Annotated in this window: 2 protein-coding genes; one reads left to right on the top strand and one right to left on the bottom strand. The window is 70.1% G+C overall.

Annotation, left to right across the window (positions count from 1 at the left end):
- Nucleotides 1-599, bottom strand: a 599-nt coding sequence (locus ACOADB_RS19815; protein WP_378602416.1) for an FAD-dependent oxidoreductase, incomplete at its 3' end; no start/stop codon positions are given.
- 51 nt (nt 600-650) lie between these two features.
- Here ACOADB_RS19815 and ACOADB_RS19810 point away from each other — a divergent pair.
- Nucleotides 651-1,164: Ku protein (locus tag ACOADB_RS19810; protein WP_378602541.1), on the top strand; the 514-nt coding region annotated here is incomplete at its 3' end.

Raw genomic sequence — 1,164 nt, 5'->3', positions numbered from 1 at the left:
CAGAGCACCACCTGGTCGACATCGTACGACGTCCGGCCGGTGGTGAGCGTGACCCGGTCGCCGCGCTGGTTGATCCCGGTGACCTCGCTCGCGACCAGCACCCGGCCACCCGCCCCCTCGACGTCGCGGGCGAGCTGTTCGGCGACGGCGACGTAGTCGGTGATCGCGGTGCGGGGCGAGTGCAGGGCCGCGAGACCGGCGGCGTGCGGCTCGATCCCGGCGAGACCGGCAGCGTCGAGCCGACGGAGGCCGGGCACGCCGTTCTCCCGGGCGGTACGCTCGAGCGCGTCCAACCTGCCCAGTTCAGCGGCGTCGACGGCGACCACGACCTTGCCGCACTCGACGTACGGCAGCCGGTGCTCGGCGCAGTACTCCCGCAGGAGGTCCCGCCCCCGCGTGCACAGGTCGGCCTTCAGGCTGCCCGGACGGTAGTAGATGCCGGCATGCACGACCCCGGAGTTGTGGCCGGTCTGGTGGGCGCCGACGCGGTCCTCCTTCTCGAGGACCAGGACCTGGAGACCCGGGCGGCGGCGGGTCAGTTCGCGGGCGACCGCGAGACCGACGATCCCCCCGCCGACGACACCGATGGACTGCTGCACGGCTCCATCGTTGCAGTCGAACGGGTCGGTGCTTCGGCGTAGGCTCTGCCCATGCGTGCGATCTGGAAGGGTGCGGTCTCCTTCGGCCTCGTCAGTGTGCCGGTCAAGCTGTACAGCGCGACCGAGAGCCATGACGTGTCGTTCCGTCAGGTCCACGCCAAGGACGGCGGCCGGATCAAGTACCAGCGGGTCTGCGCCATCGACGGCGAGGAGGTGCCCTACTCCGACATCGCGAAGGGGTACGAGACCGAGGACGGGGAGATGGTCATCCTCACCGAGGACGACCTGGCCAACCTGCCGACGACCTCCTCCCGGGAGATCGCGGTCGAGAAGTTCGTGCCCGTCGACCAGATCGACCCGATGCTCTTCGAGAAGTCGTACTACCTCGAGCCCGAGGGCACCGGCGCCAAGCCGTACGCCCTGCTCCGCCAGGCCCTGCTCGACTCCAACCGGATGGCCGTCGTCACCGTTGCCCTGCGCCAGCGCACGTCGACCGCAGTGCTGCGTGTGCGCTCGACGCCGAACGGCGACGTGATCGTGCTGCAGACCATGATGTGGCCCGACG

It is taken from the genome of Nocardioides sp. CPCC 206348 (assembly GCF_048654705.1).
Classification (GTDB): Bacteria; Actinomycetota; Actinomycetes; order Propionibacteriales; family Nocardioidaceae; genus Nocardioides.
The sequence above is the reverse complement of the archived record's forward strand: the minus strand, read 5'-3'. Positions and strand labels throughout refer to the sequence as shown.